We start from the raw sequence: 13,865 nt of genomic DNA, 5'->3' as shown, positions 1-13,865 counted from the left end.
CTCTAAAACGGAAAAAATCCGCCATTTAGATGCAGTTTCGCAACTAAATTATAAGTTCGAGCCTAGGAGACCACTATGGAGCTGAATCTTCGATGTTTTAGCATACGGAAGACTAAGCAGTAACTTTGTTCTCTATAAGGCTCCAGCCTATTCGATACTTACGCCTGATCCTCTAATGCTGATTAGTTTATGGATGTGTAAATAGCCAACGTTTATTCGGTAGGCCTGATCCTTAGATGCTGAGTAGTAATATAGATGGTGTAAGTAGCCAACCTTATTCTTCCCTGTACGCCAGCTCATATAACATGGCGGTCAGCACATCCAGTCCGGCCGCCAGCTCCTGCGGTGATGAATATTCGTCCGGTGAATGGCTGATACCCGCTTGGCTCGGCACAAAAATCATCGCCGCCCTACAGCGCGGCGAGAATAGCTGCGCGTCATGCCCCGCTCCGCTGACCATACTGCGGTAAGTCCTTCTCTGGCTGCGGCAGATGTTCTCCAGCAGACTGCGCAGCCCGCTGTCCATCGGTGCTGGAGCAGCCTGAAGAGTCGGAGTGATGTGCAGCTCCAGGCCGCGCCTTGCGGCAATCGCCTCGAATTCAAGCAGCACAGCCGCGCAATACGTCTCAAGCGCAGCCGCCTCACTGTGGCGGAGGTCCAGCGTGAACAGCACCCGGCCAGGAATCACATTGGGGGTATTCGGATATACCTCCAATCGACCGGCCGTCGCCACCAACGGATCACCCGCCGCCGCAGCTGTCTGCTCCAGCGTCAGCAGCATTTCAGCCGCTCCCGCCACCGCGTCCCGGCGCAGCGCCATCGGCGTCGTTCCGGCATGGTTGGCTGTCCCGCCGACCTTGACAGTAAACCGCAGCTGTCCAGCTATCGCCTGCACCACACCGATCTGCTGGCCGCTCTGCTCCAGCACAATTCCCTGCTCGATGTGCAGCTCGACGAAAGCGCCGATATCCCCGCGCAGCGCGCAGCTCCGCGGACTTCCAGTGCTTGGATCAACCGAGCCAGGCCCATAGCCGCAGCTCTTCATTGCGGCCAGCAGCTCCACTCCGTCAGCATCGCTGCGGTCTGCACCCGAGCCAGGACCATAGACTCCGGTCACATGTCCCGATCCCCAGTAAGCGAGCGGGAAGCGGCTGCCTTCCTCTTCGCAGAAGGAGACGACCTCCAGCGTGCGCCGGGGCTGGCCGAAGGTGCGGCGCAAATAATCCACCGCCGTCAGGGCAGCTGCGATACCATACGCTCCATCATATGCTCCGCCGTTGACTACGGTATCGATATGCGAGCCGGTCAGAATCACCTTGGCCTGCGGATCTCGGCCACGCAAGCTGCCGTACAGGTTGCCAACCTCGTCAGTGCCCGTCGCCAGGTCCAGTGCAGCCATCCGCTTGCGCAGGAAGCTCTGGGCCCCGCTCCATTCGGGCGTATACAGCAGCCGGGTGACCCCCGGCCCAGGCGCGCTGAAGGCCGCCAGCTCTTCCAGCAGCTTCAACATCTCCAGGGCAGGTGCCTGTAGCAGCGGCCCGCTCATAAGCCCGCCTGCCCTTCCCTGCCCTGCAGTCGCTTCCCGCTCTCGCCCTGCTCCTCACTACCCTGCAGTTGCTCCCCACTCTCGCCCAGCTCCTCACTGCCCTGCAGTCGCTCCCCACTCTCGCCCTGCTCTTCCTTCCCGTGCAGCCATCGGCCACGGTCTGCAGCAAGCAGGCCGTCCGCAGCCGTGTACACAGCCGTTCCCCGGCTAAAGGTTGCCACGACTCTGCAGGACAGCGCCATCCCCACATAGGGGCTGTGCTTATGGCGGTAGAGCAGGTCCCCGGCGGCTAGTGTATAGGAAGCCGCCGGGTCCAGCAGCACCAGATCGGCATCGAGGCCGGGAGCAATGCGCCCCTTGCGCTGCTCCAGCCCGAAGCGCCGCGCCGGGCCATCGGCCAGCAGCTGCGCAATCAGAGTCACCGGCAGCCCGCGCACATGCACCGCTTCATGGAACAGCAGCTCCAGGCTGCTCTGCGCCCCGGAAATGCCGCCCCATGCTTCCGCAAAAGACAACCCCGGCTTCACCTTCAAATCAGTGGGACAAGGGGAGTGGTCCGAGGCCACCAGGTCAATCTTGCCCTCAGCCAGTACCTGCCATAGCTGCTCCCGCTCGACTTCACTGCGCAGCGGAGGCGCACATTTGGCCACCGGCCCCAGCGCTGCCATCTGCTGCTCATTCAGCAGCAGATAATGTGGACATGTCTCTACCGAGACATCCAGCCCCCGCTGCTTCGCTTCATGAATCCGCTCCATGGCAGCCGCCGTGCTGATATGCACGAAATGCAGCCGGCAGCCTGTGCGCTGAGCATAGAGCAGCGCCCGGTTCACCGCTTCAAGCTCTGCCTCCGGCGGACGCGTGGAAGCCCAATCGAGCGCCCCCTGCAGTCCCTTACTCTCCGCATCCGCAGCCAATACCGCTGTAATCGCCTCGCTTTCGGCATGTAGGGCCAGGATGCCTCCCAGATCGGCAATCTTCTTCATCCCCTGATAAAGAGTGTCGTCGTCCACCTCGCGGAACCGTCCTGCACCGAAGCCGCCAGGATTGGAGAGGAAGGCCTTGAAGCCGGTCACTCCCGCAGCCCACAGCTCCTCCAGCTGCTCCAGATTACCGGGAACAAGACCGCCCCACAGCACGTAATCCACAACTGAATTCCCGGCAGCAGCCTCAGTCTTCAGCCGCAGCGCAGCACCGTTCACCGTCGGCGGATTGCCGTTCAGCGGCATATCCGCGTAGGTCGTGCAGCCTCCGGCGGCAAGCGCCGCCGAACCGCTGCGGAAGCCCTCCCAGTGGCCCAGCGCCGGCTCATTGAAATGGACATGCATATCAATCATGCCCGGAAGCACATACAGCCCTTCCGCATCGACCACCCGGGTGTCCGGTCCAATGGGAAGCCTACTACCCAGCGCAGCGATCCTGCCGCCGGCAATGCCGATATCCAGCTGTTTCACTTCATCCGGCAGCACTACCCGCCCTTGTCTGATTACCAGTTCGTAAGTTTCTTCCATGACGCCGCCCTCCGCTCCTCATATTTTCACGTTGTACTAACTGCCCCGGTAGGTGCTGTATCCCCCGGGTGCAACCAGCAGCGGTACATGGTAATGCTCCTCTATATTTCCTATATTGAACCGTATGGGGATCTGCTCCAGAAAAAAACCCCCGGCAGACTGTCCGCCATCCTCACCGGATAATTCCCGGAAATAATCACCGGCCATAAACAGCAGCTCATAGCTGCCAGCGTGCATCGAAGGGCCTTCCAGCAGCGGGGCATCCAGTCTTCCGTCTGTGTTAGTGACCGCTTCCTGCAGCAGCTTCCCGCCATCTCCGCCCAGCTTCCATAGCTGAAGCACCAGCCCCGCAGCCGGAACACCGCGGGACAGATCAAGTACATGTGTGGTCAACCGCCCGCTCATAGCGACGCCCCTTCCCCATTCGGCACATCCGCAAGCAGATCGTGCAGCCGGAAGCTGGTAATGCGGCCGATTTCGCTCAATGCCTGCTCCCACTCCTCCTCCACCGAACGGTGAACCCGCTCCTCGATCGCCTGAATAATGTCATCCTTATTTTTGCCCCGCACCGCGAGGATAAAAGGAAACCGGAATTTCCCGGTATAGCTGCAATTCAGCTCGGTCAGACGTTCGAATTCCTCCGGGGTCAGCCGGTCCAGCCCGGCTCCCTGCTGCTCTGCCGCCGACAAGGGTGTGACCGCAAGCCGGGTCGCCAGGTCCGGGTGCGCCTTCAGCAGCGCCTCCACCTGGCTGCGCTTCGCCCCCCGGGCCGTATCCAGCATGACCTGATGCAGCTCCTCTACAGAGCGGAACGGAAGCCGGGAATATGCCCCCTCTGCCACCCATGGCGAATGTTCAAAGATCCCGCCCAGGCTTGCGACAAATGTCTCTTTATCCATGCTGTTGATCTGGTCCAAGTTCAATAAGCTCTCCTGTTTGCTCATCTATATAGCCACCCTTCTGAACGCATTTATGCGAATGTGTATCCTGCTGCAAGTATATACGGCAGAAGCTTCAGCCTCCAGTTCTTCACCAGCCCCTATCGGAGTTTCATTCATTTTCTCAATACGCAATTTTGAAAATATAAAAATTCATATGTTCCACGCCATAGATTATCCTTCTATTTCTCGCAGAAACGGATGCCTGAAAGCGATACGTAGTATCGCTGCTTCGGAAGCATACGCTTTGCCGGGGACGGCGAAGCCGTTTCTACTTGCGCTTCTCAAAAGAATAAAAAGTCCACTTCATTGTCCTCTGACAACTCCGTGGACGATTCACGCTTGCGCAGCAGTCTTCAGCTTAGAAACGCTGCTCGCGGATATAAGGTACACCCAGCGCTTCCGGCGTACCGGAAGGTTTGTTGCGGTTGCGGTAACCCAGATACATCAGCACCAGGATGGTTACAATGTACGGAATCATTTTGAGGAAGTACGAAGGAATCGCACTTCCCAGCAGCTGAATGCGGAAGCCTAATGAGTCGAGCGCGCCGAAGAAATAAGCGCAGAACAACGCGCGCAGCGGATTCCATCTGGCGAAGATAACCAGTCCGACGGCAATCCAGCCGCGCCCTGCGGTAAGCCCCTCATTCCAGGTCGGCGCATACGCCAGCACCATATCGGCTCCGGCCAGTCCAATCAGAGCCGCGCCGCAGATGACATAGCTGTAGCGGATTAGTTGCACGCGGATGCCCATCACATCGGCAGTGGCCGGATTGTCTCCGACCGAGCGCAGGTGAAGCCCCCAGGAGGTACGATGGATCAGCAGATGCAGCACCACTACCAGCAGCAGGCTGAACCAGGTCAGGTAATCCATATGGCTGAAGATCGGGCCAATGACAGGCACCGGCTCCAGCCACGGCAGATGCAGCTTCGGCGAGGTTCCCGGCAGCGGAATGCCGCTGATTGGTTTGCCAAGATATGCGCTTAGGCCGCTGCCGAACAGTGTCATGGCAAGTCCCGACATCGTCTGGTTCGCCCTCAGCGTGACGCAGAGGAATGAATGCAGCAGGCCAAGCACAGCGGTTACGGCCACCGTTGCCAGCAGAGCGAGCAGCAGATTGCCGGTGCGTATGTAGATGATGCAGGTCGTGACTGCCCCCATCAGCATCAGCCCTTCGGCCCCCAGCTGGATAATGCCTGCGCGTTCATTCAGAATGCCTCCAAGCGTCGCCAGCAGCAGCGGCGTTCCCGCAGAGATGGCGGCGATCAATAATTGGGTTGTGAAATCCATAAGTCAGCTCCTCCTTCCTCTAAATTATGCGCCCCGGCGGATGCGGAAACGGTGAATCATATCGCCGGCAATCAGGAAGAACAGGATGGAGCCCTGCAGCATTTCCGAAATGGACGATGGCAGACCGATGGTCTGTACGCTGTATCCGCCGACAATCAGGCCGCCGAACAGAATCGAGGTAACAATCAGACCCATGGGATTCAGTTTGGCCAGCCAAGCTACGATAATAGCGGTATAACCATACCCCGGAGAGATGCCCTGCATCAGCTTATGCGTAACCCCGGATACCTCGGCCATTCCGGCAATCCCGGCCAGCCCGCCGCTGATCAGCATGACGATGATAATATGGCGTTTGATGTGAATCCCCGCATAACGGGCTGCCGTAGGGTTAGCGCCAATCAGTCTCAGCTCGTAACCCCATTTGGTGAAACGGATCATCAGATAATACACAGCTACGGCAATCAAACCAAACAGCAGGCCGATATGCAGCCGAGTGCTCCCGAGCACAGGCAGCGACTGGGCCGCTGTAAACATCGGAGAGCCGGGGAAGTTGAAGCCCTTCGGGTCCTTCCACGGTCCGAATACGACATAGTCCAATGCCAGCAGCGCCACATAATTCAACATTAATGAAGTAATCAGCTCATTGACTCCGAAATGCGTCCGTGGAACAGCGGTCAGCAGTCCCCAGAAGGCACCGGCGGCGAAGCCGAATACAAGCATCAGCGAGAGCGCCCAGAACGTAGGCAGATCGGGAAAATAAATCGTAACCGCCGTAGCAGCCATCGCCCCAACGGTCAATTGGCCTTCGGCTCCGATGTTCCAGATCGAAATACGGTAAGCTACCGCAATTCCGAGTCCGCAGAGCAGCAGCGGAATCGCTTTGACCATCGTTTCCGTGAAACCGTAGGCTGTGCCGAAGGCGCCGTGGAACATCTTTTCATATACCGTAATCGGGCTCATGCCATTGGCGGCAATAAACACCGCGCACAGCAGCAGCGCAAGGATCACAGACAGGATCGGTGTCCACCAGGGTGAACGAATCCGGCTGGAATCGTACTCCAGACGCCAGGAGAACTTGCCGCCGGATTTGGCGGGAGAAGGCTGGAGCAGCGCTGTGCCGCCGGTTTCTTTTGCACTCATACCGCACTCTCCTCCCTGTTGTCGATTCCGGCCATCAGCAGGCCGATCGTCTGTCTGTCCGCATGCTCATGAGTTGCTTCGCCGATGATCTTGCCCCCATACATCACGAGGATGCGGTCCGATAACTGCAGCAGCTCATCCAGATCCTCCGAGATCAGCAGTACCCCGCTGCCCGTGCTCCGCAGCTCCATCAGCAGCTCATGCACACCGGCTGTAGCTCCAACATCCAGCCCCTGCGTCGGATGCACCGCAACCATCAGCTTGGGAGCATGGCTGATCTCCCGCGCGAACAGCAGCTTCTGCTGGTTCCCGCCCGACATTTGCTGCACCGGCGTATCCAGCTCCGGCGTTTTGACATTAAACCGCTCTACCAGCTCCTGTGACCAGGCCCGGTTCTTCGCCGCCTTCAGGAAGCCCATTCGTGAATGCTGGCCGCTGCGGTAAGATTTGAACAACAGGTTATCCACCGAACCCAGACGTCCGGCCAGACCGCTCTTCATCCGGTTCTCCGGCACATGGGAGATGCCTGCATCAATGGCACCGCGCACAGAGGCCGTCTTGACCAGCGCACCGTCGAAATGAATCTCACCGTTCTTCCAGGACCTCAGACCTGTCAGCACCTCGGCTAGCTCCTTCTGTCCATTGCCCGCTACCCCTGCCACACCAACGATCTCTCCTTTGGATACGTTCAGAGACAGGCTGTTCAGAGCCTTGCGGCCATGATCTGCGAACACATCCAGATTCTTCACTACCAGCAGGGTTTCGCCTGCCGTTTCTTCACGCTCCTGCCGGGTAATCGTCACTTCCCTGCCCACCATCAGGCGGGCCAGCTCCAGTTCGTTGGTATCCGCCGTAGCGAGCGTAGCAATCATCTTGCCCTTGCGCATGACAGAGATCCGGTCCGAGGAGGCCAGCACTTCCTTCATTTTGTGGGTGGTCATAATGACCGTCTTGCCTTCCCGCTTCATCACCTGCAGCGTTTCGAACAGCTGCTCTGCTTCTCCCGGCGTCAGCACCGAGGTCGGCTCATCCAGAATAATGATATCCGCTCCCCGGTACAGCGTCTTTACAATCTCGACTCGCTGCTGCTCGCCGACGGACAGCTGCCAGATTGGGCGGTCAACCGGAAATTTCAATCCGAACCGCTCTGCCAGCGCCTCAATCTCCATATGCTTGTTCTTGATCCATTTGCTGCCGCGCCAGAAAGACGACTTTTCGCCAAGCACGATATTTTCCGCTGCCGTGAGGCTCTGCACCAGTCTGAAGTTCTGAAATACCATGCCTACGCCGAGAAGGGCCGCATCCTTGGGAGAACGAATTCTGGCTGCTGCGCCATGAATCAGAATCTCTCCTTCGTCTGCCCTGTACACACCCGACAACATGCTCATGACCGTGCTTTTACCTGCCCCGTTCTCGCCAAGCAGCGCATGAATCTCGCCCGCATTTGCCGAAAAATCGACTTGATCGCTTGCCGTCACCGAACCGAATTTCTTGACAATCCCCCGCATCTCAACTGAATACTCCCGCATCATGGAATGCCTCCTTCCCTTCTGGTTGTAGTACGGGTGGGGAAGGTTGCTCTTGAAGAGGAACCCGCCCCACCCATATGATACTGCCAGTTATGTTATTGCCCGCTCCCTATTCCACTGCCTATTATTGAGGGATCGTTCCTTCTACACCTTTGGCCAGCCAGTCCATGCCCAGCACTTCTTCAAGCGTCAGCTTCTGTCCGTCCTTAACTTTCACTTCGCCTTTGTTGTCAGAGATAGGTCCGGTGAATACCTCCAGCTCTCCGCTGATAATCTTGGCCTTGGCTTCTTCAACCAGCGCCTTCACATCGTCAGGCACCTTGTTGCCGAATGGAGCAAGCTCCACCATGCCGTCGGCCATGTCACCGGAATACTGTTCGCTCTTCCACGTTCCGTCCATCACGGACTGTACGGCCTTCACGTAATAAGGGCCCCAATTCCAGACCGGGTTAGTCAGGTAACTGTCAGGTGCGTATTTGCTCATATCGGAGTCATTCCCCCCGGCAAAAGCACCGCGCTCGGCAGCCGCCTGAATCGTTGCCGGTGAATCCTGGTAAGCCAGCAGCACGTCTGCGCCTTTATCCAGCAAGCTGATTGCCGCCTGGCGTTCAGTGGTCGGGTCATACCAGGTGTTGGTCCATACCACATCGACCTTCACATCCGGGTTGACACTTTGCGCGCCCAGAGTAAAGGCATTTAGGTTATAGATAACTTCGCTGATTGGAAAAGCGCCAACGTAACCGAGATGGTTTTTCTTGGTCATTTTGCCTGCGGCGATTCCGGACAGGTAACTGGCCTGATAGTTTTTGCCGAAATAAGTACCCATGTTCTCAGCTGTCTTGTACCCGGAAGCGTGCAGGAACTTCACGTTCGGGAATTTGCCAGCAACATCCAGGGTGAAATCCATATATCCGAAGCTTGTTGTAAATACGATGTCATGTGATTGCGCCAGCTCTGTGATGATCCGCTGAGCATCCGCGCTTTCCGGCACGTTCTCAACGAAGTCTGCTTTGATGCCTAGCTCCTTCTCCATAAACAGACGGCCCTGGTCATGCTGGTACGTGTACCCGCCGTCTCCCGGTGGTCCGATGTAGACAAAAGCTACGGTAGGCTTCTCTGCTGCCGGTTCCGTTGTAGCTGCCGGAGCTTCTGTCGCCGTACCTGCGTTGGTTGCGGGAGCTTCCGTCGCAGCCGCATTCCCCGCCGTGTTGGCATTATTGCCGCATCCTGCCAGAACCACCGTCAGCAGCAATGTCAGCATAAAGCTGCTTTTAAATAACCGACCCCTCTTTTTCATAATTCTCCTCCTCCAACATATCTCTCACCATGGCCGCAACCATTAATGTATCTCTACTATACTTAGAGACTGGCTTGACGTAAATTTATATAACATACGTTTGTGCATTAAACTAAGAAAGTGTTTGGTTTTTGTATAAAACGCACTATTATAGGCTTGATTTTACTTAAAATGTGTTATATTTTCTAACCTAAAGTTCGAAAATTCTCTAAACATGTCACTTTATGTTTCTCTCTGACCATAGTGCGGTAAACTCTCTCGTATCTTTGCAAATACCCTCTTCCCAGAACCCCATGGGAGAAACGACGGGCAGCACAACTCCCTTATAATCAGCCGAATGCAGAATTCCCGCCGCACCTCCATCGTCATCCATTTCCGCCAGCGCAGGAAACATTACCTTTGAGTACAGCGCCGTCGGCATCCCTGCCCCTTCGGCAGCGCTTGACACATAATCCAGCTCCGGTGAGCGCTCGAACGTCTCCATCAACCGACTAACTATGGAGGCCGTAATGTACGGCTGGTCTGCTTGGGCAATAATCACGGCATCCGGCTGCAGCGGCAGCACGGCATTAAGCCCGCAGCGCAAGGAGAAGGACAACCCCAAATGGGCCGTCAGACAGGTCTCCGTACGCACGTTTCCCTGTTCCCTGCCCGTCGGCAGCCATTCCAGCCGATCACCGGCCCGCACCACTACAACCAATGGCTCCAGTCCGCAGCGTTCCAGTTCACTGACCGCAGCGCTTCCGGAAGTGTTCTCCCGAATAGCAGGCATGGAGGTTCTTGCCGCTGGCCGCCTGTTCTGTCCTGCTGCAAGGTATATACCGGCTACTTTCAATGTTCTCCACTCCTTTTTTTGGGGGGGCAGCTTGAACTAGCCTGCTCTCCTATTGGCAGTTTTTTTGTCAGACTCTTATTAGTCCTGTGACAGCATTCTGCGGAACATAAACACCAGCTTCAGGCGCATCAGATCATCGATTTTTTTGAAATCCACATCCAGCAGCTCACTTAGCTTCTCAATCCGGTAGGTGGCCGTGTTGCGGTGGATAAACAGCTTCTTGGCCGTCTCATTGACGTGCCCGTCATTCTCCAGATAGACTTCAAGCGTCCGCAGCATTTCCTTGACATACTCCGGTTCCCGGTTCAGCAGCCCGCGCAGACTGCCGCTACAGTACCTTTCCATCATTTCGGGCGGCAGCTGCCCCAGCAGAAGATTCAGCTCCAGCTGCCGGTAATGCACCACATGCCCAAACACACCCCACTGCCTGACCATCCCCATACATTCCTTCACCTCGGCAAAAGCCTCCTTCAGACCTTCCGGCTTCGCCTTGCAGTTGCTGACTGCAGCCCACGGATAGTAGCCTTTGCCCAGCTTCAGGTTGTCGAAACAAACGTTAAGCAGATCCCGGAAAGTTTCCGGGCTATGAGCAGCCCCTGGATATAATGACAGCAGCCCCTCTTCGAGGATCAAATGGACCCCTTTCAGCTCCTGCAGCGCCGGATGCCCGATATATTCCTCTTTGACCCGCATCAGTTCACTTTGCCGCGCCTCTCCTGTGGAGGCTGTATCCGTAAGCACCAGCTGGAAAGACGCTGCCAGCAGTCCGATATCCAGACGGGAAGCAGCCTGCGCGAGCTCCGCACAAGACAGTCCGCCGCCGAGACACCTCCGCAGCAGTCCGCTGAATTCACGCTGCCCGGCATGCTCGAAATAGTCCTCAGCCCCGGAATGAATATGATAGGAGATCAGCTCCGCACCCTGTACGAACAGACTTTCCTCCACTGGCAGCAGCAGCGGATCAATTCCGCAGTACACCAGATAACCCGAGCACTTCTCCCCCTGCAGCAGCGGAATGCGATAGCCCGACTGTTCGCCGATACGCAGACGCTGATTGCGGCTTGGCTGCTGCCAAGGCCACCCTTGAAGCAGCTGTTTCTCTGTATAAGGGGAATTATTGTAGACCACTTCTCCCCGGACACTGATCACTGCCAGCGTATAGCCAATGACCTCCGATACCGATTCAAACAGCGGGCGGCTGCCGCCGGAACGCAGGGCGAAACGCATCAGCTTGCGCTGCTTCTCCATCATTCCCTGCAGCACATGGGTGCTGCGAGTCAATTCAGCCCGGAACAGCCCGTTCATCTGGTCGGAGAAGGTAAACTGGAACGGCAGCTCAATCAGCGGAAAGTTCAGCATCTCTGCTTCGGCAATCAGCTCCTGCGGCACGGCGTCCCAGAAACGTCCCAGCTTAATCCCCAGCGCCGAGGAGCCTCTGCGGTTCAAAGTCTGCAGCAGGGCGGATGCGTCCTCCAGGTTATCCTTGATCAGATAGGCTGTCGTCAGCAGCATTTCCCCCTCTTTGATCCAATCCGAGATATCAGGTGCATCCATCACATTAATCGACTTCACAATCCGGTGTGTCCCCTTGGACCCGGCAATTAGCTTGGCTTCGGATAAAGGATAAATGGACAACGCTTCTTCTACTGTAAGATGCATGCCACCCCTCCTTCTGTATAGTTCAGAATGATGTTTTATCTATAATGTTACTTTATGTAACATTATAGATAAAATAACCAGAATTGAAAAGGAAAAAGTAATTGTTATCGCCTTATACGTTAGTTAATATTACATAAGACACAGAAAGTTAAAATATGCAGCTGTCCATGGATGGGGAAAGAAACAGGGAAGTAGTTCACTAGCCTATTATTCAAGCAGAAACGGCTCCGCCTACTCTGAATAAGGAAGGCATCCGTTTCTGCCGGAAATAGAAGAAAAAAGATTCAAATGAAACTTATCCAGCTAATATTCCAAGAAAAACAGCCTATCAGCTAGTTGCAAAATACCTCATCAAGGTATGATGAAACTTGATTAAAATTCAAACAGAATAGGAGCAAAATAGGATGAGCATACAAAAGGTGTATACAGGATCAGCCTGGGAACAGTCGGTGGGGTATTGCCGCGCTCTGCGAATCGGAAACCGGATTGAGGTGGCTGGAACTACTGCCATGCAAGGCGGCGAGGTCATCGGTGAAGGTGACCCTTATGAGCAGACGAAGTATATCCTGCAGATCATTGAGCAAGCACTGAAGCAGCTGGATGCCGGGATGCACCAGGTCGTGCGGACCCGAATGTATGTAACCGATATTTCCCGATGGGAGGAGATCGGACGCGCGCATGGCGAGTTCTTCCAGGAGGTTCAGCCTGTGGCAACCATGGTGGAGGTCCAAGCTCTGATTGACCCCCGTCTGCTGGTGGAGATTGAGGTTGAGGCTTATGTGGAGTAACGCTGGATTCTGCGCCTCCTCTGAGGATGGGGGCGTGGTATTATGAATCGCTTCTGGGTGCCGAAGAGCAGCAGCTAGTTAGAGTCGCACGATGTGCAGCAGATCATTGTTGGGGATCAGGTGCAGGATGCGGCAGTTGCTAGGGTGCGAAGTAGAGACACTTGGGTCGGGAGCGCGTAGAGACACTTGGGTCGGGAGCGCGTAGGGACACTTGGGTCGGGAGCGCGTAGAGACACTTGGGTCGGGAGCGCGTAGAGACACTTGGGTCGGGAGCGCGTAGAGACACTTGGGTCGGGAGCGCGTAGAGACACTTGGGTCGGGAGCGCGTAGAGACACTTGGGTCGGGAGCGCGTAGAGACACTTGGGTCGGGAGCGCGTAGAGACACTTGGGTCGGGAGCGCGTAGAGACACTTGGGTCGGGAGCGCGTAGGGACACTTGGGTCGGGAGCGCGTAGAGACACTTGGGTCGGGAGCGCGTAGGGACACTTGGGTCGGGAGCGCGTAGAGAAGCAGCTGTTCACAAGCGGCCTGACGGCGGATGAGCCGCGGGAGGCAGACGGAAGACTGGTTAGTTCAAATGTAATTCAGCGTTGCTGCTTAGGTCCAGCGGAGAGTTGTCTGGAGCGTAAGGTGTGAATCATGCGAAACTGGTTACTAATTAGGCCTCCGAAGGATAAGAGCATCAAAGACTAAGCTTCTTGATCCCCACACAAGTCCGATCCACCGATTTAGTTGCAAAAACGCATCTAATTCACCATATTTTTTCGTTTTAGAGCGAATAAGTGCATAAACGCATCTAATTTCGGGTTTGGAGCGCTCAGCAATCAATTTATTCGAAAATAGTTGCATATTCGCACTTATTTACCTGATAACAGCAGTTTCACCTGAAATTAGATGCAGTTTCGCATCTAATTTCTCCTAGGGCAGCACTCTACATCCTCAGGGACCTAAGTAAAGGAAATTCTTACCGCTAATTGGTCTCAGAATGTAAATTTAAGCTGGTTATAGGGAATTTAGACTCCATGGACGATTTAAGCGGTAACTTTTCCCTATATACGATAGCAACGGAGCGTTAACTGAGGATTAGTGGTATTTTTTCCCTACAGCCACCTACGAGTTACTCCTTAGAAAGCTGAAACGTATATCAGAGGACACGGGCCTAAGTAGCAACCGAAACTGCAACTAAATTATGATTTCGAACCAAGCAAGCCACCATAGAGCTGAATCTTCGATGTTGTCAGCCTGCGGTAGCCTGTATCAAGTTTCAGTTAGTTTCAGCAGGCCAGCATACTTCAGGATAGGGTAGCGTACGTCCGCATGAGAACGTAGGTTCA

General features: G+C 55.6%; 12 protein-coding genes. 2 read left to right on the top strand and 10 right to left on the bottom strand.

The features are described from left to right. Positions 1-274: 274 nt before the first annotated feature. The 10 genes from B9T62_RS01920 to B9T62_RS01875 form a co-directional block, all read right to left on the bottom strand. Positions 275-1,546 carry a Zn-dependent hydrolase gene (locus B9T62_RS01920; protein ID WP_087913720.1) on the bottom strand — a complete coding sequence of 424 codons (1,272 nt, stop codon included), beginning with the start codon at positions 1,544-1,546 and terminating at the stop codon, positions 275-277. Then, the gene (gene allB / locus B9T62_RS01915; protein WP_087913719.1) at positions 1,543-3,054 is read right to left on the bottom strand and encodes an allantoinase AllB; all 1,512 of its coding nucleotides are present in this window, start codon (positions 3,052-3,054) and stop codon (positions 1,543-1,545) included. Before allB ends, B9T62_RS01920 begins: the two co-directional genes overlap by 4 nt. A gap of 36 nt (positions 3,055-3,090) precedes the next feature. After that, positions 3,091-3,459 carry a hydroxyisourate hydrolase gene (gene uraH / locus B9T62_RS01910; protein ID WP_087913718.1) on the bottom strand — a complete coding sequence of 123 codons (369 nt, stop codon included), beginning with the start codon at positions 3,457-3,459 and terminating at the stop codon, positions 3,091-3,093. Continuing rightward, positions 3,456-3,998: a 2-oxo-4-hydroxy-4-carboxy-5-ureidoimidazoline decarboxylase gene (uraD, locus tag B9T62_RS01905; RefSeq protein ID WP_211296397.1), complete on the bottom strand. Its 543-nt coding sequence runs from the start codon at positions 3,996-3,998 to the stop codon at positions 3,456-3,458. Before uraD ends, uraH begins: the two co-directional genes overlap by 4 nt. A gap of 355 nt (positions 3,999-4,353) precedes the next feature. Further along, the gene (locus B9T62_RS01900; protein WP_087913717.1) at positions 4,354-5,283 is read right to left on the bottom strand and encodes an ABC transporter permease; all 930 of its coding nucleotides are present in this window, start codon (positions 5,281-5,283) and stop codon (positions 4,354-4,356) included. Positions 5,284-5,307: 24 nt separating this feature from the next. After that, positions 5,308-6,423: an ABC transporter permease gene (locus B9T62_RS01895; protein WP_087913716.1), complete on the bottom strand. Its 1,116-nt coding sequence runs from the start codon at positions 6,421-6,423 to the stop codon at positions 5,308-5,310. After that, positions 6,420-7,952, bottom strand: a complete 1,533-nt coding sequence (locus B9T62_RS01890) for an ABC transporter ATP-binding protein (RefSeq protein ID WP_087920090.1) — start codon at positions 7,950-7,952, stop codon at positions 6,420-6,422. Before B9T62_RS01890 ends, B9T62_RS01895 begins: the two co-directional genes overlap by 4 nt. A gap of 124 nt (positions 7,953-8,076) precedes the next feature. Next, positions 8,077-9,249 (bottom strand): BMP family ABC transporter substrate-binding protein, encoded by a 1,173-nt coding sequence (locus tag B9T62_RS01885; RefSeq protein WP_087913715.1) that lies wholly within the window; start codon positions 9,247-9,249, stop codon positions 8,077-8,079. Positions 9,250-9,466: 217 nt separating this feature from the next. Next, complete coding sequence (locus B9T62_RS01880; RefSeq protein ID WP_157685404.1) at positions 9,467-10,084, bottom strand: NTP transferase domain-containing protein; 618 nt, start codon at positions 10,082-10,084, stop codon at positions 9,467-9,469. A gap of 78 nt (positions 10,085-10,162) precedes the next feature. Further along, positions 10,163-11,743, bottom strand: a complete 1,581-nt coding sequence (locus B9T62_RS01875) for a PucR family transcriptional regulator (protein WP_087913713.1) — start codon at positions 11,741-11,743, stop codon at positions 10,163-10,165. A 404-nt stretch (positions 11,744-12,147) separates the two neighbouring features. Between B9T62_RS01875 and B9T62_RS01870 the strand changes: the two genes are divergently transcribed. Both B9T62_RS01870 and B9T62_RS38595 read left to right on the top strand, forming a co-directional pair. After that, positions 12,148-12,531: a RidA family protein gene (locus B9T62_RS01870; RefSeq protein ID WP_087913712.1), complete on the top strand. Its 384-nt coding sequence runs from the start codon at positions 12,148-12,150 to the stop codon at positions 12,529-12,531. Positions 12,532-13,017: 486 nt separating this feature from the next. Next, entirely contained in the window at positions 13,018-13,167 is a 150-nt protein-coding gene (locus tag B9T62_RS38595; protein ID WP_157685403.1) for a hypothetical protein, read from the top strand. Positions 13,168-13,865 lie beyond the last annotated feature (698 nt).

This window comes from Paenibacillus donghaensis, assembly GCF_002192415.1.
Classification (GTDB): domain Bacteria; phylum Bacillota; class Bacilli; order Paenibacillales; family Paenibacillaceae; genus Paenibacillus_AQ; species Paenibacillus_AQ donghaensis.
This window is presented reverse-complemented; position numbering and strand designations above follow the sequence as displayed.